This window comes from Streptomyces sp. C (assembly GCF_000158895.1).
In the GTDB taxonomy this organism is placed as follows: domain Bacteria; phylum Actinomycetota; class Actinomycetes; order Streptomycetales; family Streptomycetaceae; genus Streptomyces; species Streptomyces racemochromogenes.
This window is the reverse complement of record NZ_GG657750.1, coordinates 6488696-6493642: the sequence shown is the minus strand read 5'-3', so window position 1 is coordinate 6493642 and position 4947 is coordinate 6488696. Positions and strand designations below refer to the sequence as shown.

At 71.5% G+C, this 4947-nt stretch carries 4 protein-coding genes; all 4 read left to right on the top strand.

Annotated features, from left to right (window positions below; genetic code table 11):
• Positions 1–1601 (top strand): AMP-dependent synthetase/ligase (locus SSNG_RS29135; RefSeq protein WP_063749920.1); only part of this gene is annotated, 1601 nt, incomplete at its 5' end.
• A 162-nt stretch (positions 1602–1763) separates the two neighbouring features.
• Positions 1764–2417, top strand: coding sequence for a DUF11 domain-containing protein (locus SSNG_RS29130; RefSeq protein WP_165365032.1), 654 nt, complete (start codon positions 1764–1766; stop codon positions 2415–2417).
• Positions 2418–2537: 120 nt separating this feature from the next.
• Positions 2538–3809: an ABC transporter substrate-binding protein gene (locus SSNG_RS29125; RefSeq protein WP_007267519.1), complete on the top strand. Its 1272-nt coding sequence runs from the start codon at positions 2538–2540 to the stop codon at positions 3807–3809.
• Positions 3810–3819: 10 nt separating this feature from the next.
• Positions 3820–4947: branched-chain amino acid ABC transporter permease (locus SSNG_RS29120; RefSeq protein ID WP_007267518.1), on the top strand; the 1128-nt coding region annotated here is incomplete at its 3' end.

Sequence of the window (4947 nt, the reverse complement as noted above, 5' to 3'; positions counted from 1 at the left end):
TGTCCCGTACGCGCTACGAGTGGACGCTGTTCGACTTCGCACTGTGGGCGATCGGGGCGCAGCCCGTCCCCGTGTACCCGACCTCGTCGGCGGAGCAGGTGCACTGGATCCTGTACGACTCCGCCTGCACGGGCTGTCTGGTGGAGGACGAGGACCAGGCGATGACGGTCGGCTCGGTGATCGAGCGGCTTCCGGGGCTGCGCCTCTTGTGGCAGCTCGACGCGGGGGCGGTGGAGGAGCTGGTGGCGGCGGGGCGGGGGGTGGCCGAGGACGTGGTGCACCGGCACCGGGGGGCGGTGACCCCGGACGCCGTGGCGACCGTCATCTACACCTCGGGGACCACGGGTCGGCCCAAGGGGTGCGTGCTCACCCACGCCAACTTCATGTACGAGGCCGACACGCTGGTGGCGCGCTGGGAGGCGGTCTTCCGGGCCGGGCCGGGTGGGGAGCAGCCGTCGACGCTGCTGTTCCTGCCGCTGGCGCACGTGTTCGGGCGGATGGTGGAGGTGGCGGCGGTGCGGGCGGGGGTGAAGCTGGGCCACCAGCCGGCGGTGGCTGCCGCCGAACTCCTGCCGGACATGGCGGCGTTCAGGCCGACGTTCGTGCTGGGGGTGCCGTACGTCTTCGAGAAGATCTTCGCGGCGGCGCGGCGGGCGGCTGAGGCGGAAGGCCGCCGGGGTCCGTTCGACCGGGCGGTGGAGGCGGCGGTGCGGTACGCGGAGGCCCGTGAGCAGAAGGCGTTCGGGAACGGTTCGGGGCCTTCGGCGGCGCTGCGGGTGGAGCACCAGCTCTTCGAGAAGCTGGTGTACGGCAAGGTCCGCGAGGCGCTCGGCGGGCGGGTGCGGTACGCGATGTCGGGCGGGTCGGCGATGTCGCGGCGGCTGGGGCTGTTCTTCGACGGTGCCGGGATCACGGTGTTCGAGGGGTACGGGCTGACGGAGTCGTCTGCGGCGGCGACGGCGAATCCGCCGGGGGCGGTCAAGTACGGGACGGTGGGCCCGCCGATCCCGGGCAGTACGGTGCACATCGCCGACGACGGGGAGGTGTGGCTGCACGGCGGCCACGTCTTCTCGGGCTATCTGGGGGATCCGCGCTCCACGCAGGAGGTGCTGCGCGGCGGCTGGCTGGCGACCGGGGACCTGGGCCGGCTGGACGAGGACGGCTATCTGACCATCACGGGGCGCAAGAAGGAGATCCTGGTGACCTCCAACGGCAAGAGCGTGGCCCCGGGGGCGCTGGAGGAGCGGGTGCGGTCGCATCCGCTGGTGTCGCAGTGCGTGCTGGTGGGCAACGACCGGCCGTTCGTCGCGGCGCTGGTGACCCTCGACATGGAGGGGGTCGCGCACTGGTTGTCCATGCGGAAGCTGCCGCAGCGGACGGCCGAGCAGGTGGCGGGGGACCCGGACCTGACGGCGGAGGTGCGGCGGGCGGTGGTGGCGGCGAACACGCTGGTGTCGCAGGCCGAGGGGATCCGTGCCTTCCGGGTGCTGGCGGAGCAGTTCACGGAGGAGCGGGGGCTGCTGACGCCGTCGCTGAAGCTGAAGCGGCGGGCGATCGAGAAGGCGTACGAGCGGGAGGTGGCGGGCCTGTATCCGTCGTAGGGGGTGTCGGTCCTCCCCGGGCCCGTGACCCCCGTATGCCGCACTCGTCTCCCGGCGTTCGGGTGAAAGTGGGCAGCGCCCATGGCGGGCACCGCCCGTGAGGAGCCGTCTGTGCGAGCGTTCCGACCGTCACCGAACCCTCAGGACGGGAGAGACAGGCCGATGGGTGCATCCACGTGGAAGCGGCGTCTGATGGCGGCCGGAACGGTGCTGGCGGTGAGCGGCGTGCTGCCCTTGACGGCCGGGGCCACTCCCGCGTTCGCCGCGGCGTTCCTGCAGATCGAGAAGTCCCACACGGACAGCTTCGTCCGCGGCGGTATGGCCATCTACACCCTCACGGTGACCAACGGGTCGCAGGACACGTCCACGGGCCTGGTGACGGTCACCGATGTCATGCCGGAGGGCCTCACGCTCGCCGGTGCCAGTGCCGAACTGGGATGGGACTGCACCCAGTCCTCCTTGGAACAGCTGGTGTGCACCACGTCCATGTCCCTGTCCATGGAGACCCCCCAGGTCTTCGACGTCTCGGTCAACATCGCCGCGGACGCCCCCTGCAACCTGACCAACTCGGCCTCCGTCTCCGGCGGCGGCAGTCCTGCGGATTCCGACAGCGACCCCACGGTGGTCACCGGGGGCTCGTGCAACGGGGGGAACGGGGGCGATGGCGGCGGGGGCGACGGCGGCGGGGGCTCCCTCCTGGGTGTCAACCTCAACGGCGTCCTCCCGATCTACAACAACATCAGCACCCAGAACAACGTCCTCAGCCCCGGCGCCTCCAACAGGTCCCGCCAGAACCTGGAGCTGAACGCGCCCTGAGGTTCCCGCGCGACCGGCCGCGTACGATCTGACGGACCGTCATTCAAGCCCGCCAAAAATATTGACGGTGCGTCAGGTCGCGCACAGAATGCGGGGATTCCTACGGAGGGGATCCCACCCATGTCGCGACCCATCCGCGTCCTGGCCGCCTCGGCGGCCGTACTCGCGCTCGTCTCCGCCTGCAATTCCGCCTCCACGTCCGGCCAGACGGTGCCGGCCAAGTCCGGGGACGCGCCCGGGACCCGGCGCGGGGTCACCGACAAGAGCATCAAGGTCGGCGGGATCGTGTCGATGACCAGCGCCAGCGGCTACAGCAAGAAGGACACCGACCTCGGGGCGAAGGCCCGCTACCTCCGGGCCAACGCCGAGGGCGGCGTCCACGGGCGCACGATCGACTACATCGGCGCGGAGGACGACGGGCAGGACCCCGGGAAGAACCTGGCGGCGGCCCGCAAACTCGTCCAGCAGGACAAGGTCTTCGCCGTCGCCCCGATGAGCTCGGTGACGTTCTCCGGCGCCGACTTCCTGGAGCAGGAGAAGGTACCCACCTTCGGCTGGGGCACCCTGCCCTCCTTCTGCGGCCCCAAGTACATCTACGGCTTCAACGGCTGCCTGGTCCCCTCCCCCGGAGGCACCCCCAACCAGACCTGGCCCGAGGGAATCGCCAAGGTCCTCGGCGGGGCCAAGGGCAGGTCGGTGGCGGTCATCGCCAACGACAGCGACGCCGGCAAGTTCGGCATCCGCACCTTCCAGCAGGGCTTCGCCGCCGCCGGCTTCACCGTCTCCTACGCCAAGGCCTCGGTGCCCGCGACGGCCGTGCCCAGCGACTGGAGCGCGTACGTCAAGGAGATCATGGAGAGCGGCGGCGGCAAGGCGCCGGACGCCGTCGTCTCGGTCATGCAGACCCCGAACAACATCGGCCTCTTCACCGCCCTCAAGCGCGCCGGCTACAAGGGCGTGATCTCCGACCCCACGGACTACGACCCGGGGCTGCTCGCCAAGGACGCCACCCGGCAGGCCCTCGAAGGGGTCCACGTCCTCCTCCAGTTCGAGCCCTTCGAGTCGGACAGCCCGAGGATGAAGCAGTTCAAGGCCGACATCAAGGCCGCCTCGGGCGGACAGGACGTCCCGCTGAACATGCACATGCTCACCGGGTACATGTCGGCCGACCTCTTCCTCTCCATCGCCCAGAAGGCCGGGAAGGACCTCACCACCACGCACTTCCAGAACGCCGCCCAGAGCTTCTCCGACACCGGCACCCTCGTCGGCGACCGCGCCGAGCCCAAGGGCCAGAAGGACAGCTTCGGCTGCGGGGCGCTCGTCCAGCTCAAGGGCGGCCGGTACGAGGTCTCCGTGCCGTTCGAGTGCCACGAGCCGATCCCCTTCAAGTAGGGGCGACGGCATGGGCGACCTGCTCGTCTTCGTACTGAGCGGCCTGGTCTCCGGCGCCCTGTACGCACTGCTCGCCACCGGGCTGGTGCTGTCGTACTCGGCGTCCGGGCTGTTCAACTTCGCGCACGGCGCCACCGCCTACCTGTGCGCGCTCACCTTCTACGAGCTGCACTCCGGCCTGGGCTGGCCGGCCGCCCCGGCCGCCCTGCTGGTGGTGTGCGTCCTCGCACCCGGCCTCGGGTGGGGGCTGGACCGGCTGATGTTCCGCCGGCTCGCGCGGGTCGGGGAGACCGCCCAGATCGTGGCGACCATCGGCCTGCTGGTGGCCCTGCCCGCGGCCGGACTGTGGGCCGTGGACGTCCTGACGGAGGCGGGCCTGCCGCTGAAGCCGGCCGAGAACCAGTTCGGGCTGCCCGGCGTCGGGCCGAGTCCCGCGCGGTCCTGGCAGCTCGCGGACGGCGTGGGCGTGGACTCCGACCAGCTGATCACCTGGGTGGTGACGGCGGTGGTCGCGGCCGCCCTGTGGGTGCTGCTGCGGCACACCCGGCTGGGGCTGCGGCTGCGGGCCGCCGTCGACAACCGCTCGCTGACCGAGCTGCGCGGCATCAGCGCCGACCGGCTGTCGTCGGTGGCGTGGATGATCGCCTCCGCGCTGGCCGGGCTCGCCGGGGTGCTGGCCACGCCGCTGCTGGGGCTGTCCGCGCACGACTTCACCCTGTTCCTGTTCGTGTCGGCGACGGCCGCCGTGATCGGGCGGTTCGCCTCCGTTCCGCTGGCCTTCGCGGGCGGGCTGGGGCTCGGGGTGGTGCAGAACCTCGTCGCCGGGTACGCCTCCTTCGCCGAGGGGATCACCGGGTTCCGCACGGCGGTGCCGTTCCTGATCCTGTTCGGCGGGCTGCTGGTGCTGACCCGGCGGGCCCGCACCGCCGGGGTGACGGCCGTCGAGCCGCCGCCGCCCGACCACCTGGCCGGGGCCCCGTGGGGCCGCCGGTGGGGGCTGTGGGCTGCGGGCGCCGTCCTGCTGGGCACGGCCTTCTACACCGTCACCAGCCCGTTCTGGAGCGGGCTGCTGGCGCAGGGGCTGGCCATCGGGCTGGTGTTCATGTCCTTCACCGTCGTGACCGGGCTCGGCGCGATG

Coding starts and splice junctions, on each gene's coding strand:
- SSNG_RS29130 (WP_165365032.1), top strand. CDS start 1,764: ATGGGTGCATCCACGTGGAAGCGGCGTCTGATGGCGGCCGGAACGGTG.
- SSNG_RS29125 (WP_007267519.1), top strand. CDS start 2,538: ATGTCGCGACCCATCCGCGTCCTGGCCGCCTCGGCGGCCGTACTCGCG.